Raw genomic sequence first — 229 nt, 5'->3', positions numbered from 1 at the left:
AACTGTTAGGGCATAGGGGATTGAAAACTCAGAACCATAGCCTCATGCCGACCAGCGTCGAGTGCGGGTCTGAACCGAATACGCTGCCGCCGACGCGCTGCGATCCGGAATTCAACGACAAGCGTGCACCGTCGTCGTTATTGACACGCCCGGTCGCGACATAAAGGGCGGTAGATTTAGACAACGGATAGATGTATCCAATGCCCCATGACAATGCATGGCCATCTGA

Annotated in this window: 1 protein-coding gene; it reads right to left on the bottom strand. The window is 54.6% G+C overall.

The window, feature by feature from the left end; all coding sequences use genetic code 11:
- Positions 1-28: 28 nt before the first annotated feature.
- Positions 29-229 (bottom strand): hypothetical protein (locus RRF55_RS28310; protein ID WP_439419341.1); only part of this gene is annotated, 201 nt, incomplete at its 5' end.

Origin of the sequence: Klebsiella sp. K47, assembly GCF_051858335.1 — a bacterium.
In the GTDB taxonomy this organism is placed as follows: Bacteria; Pseudomonadota; Gammaproteobacteria; order Enterobacterales; family Enterobacteriaceae; genus Klebsiella; species Klebsiella pneumoniae.
Note: the sequence above shows the minus strand (reverse complement) of the source record. Positions and strands in the feature narration are given on the sequence as shown.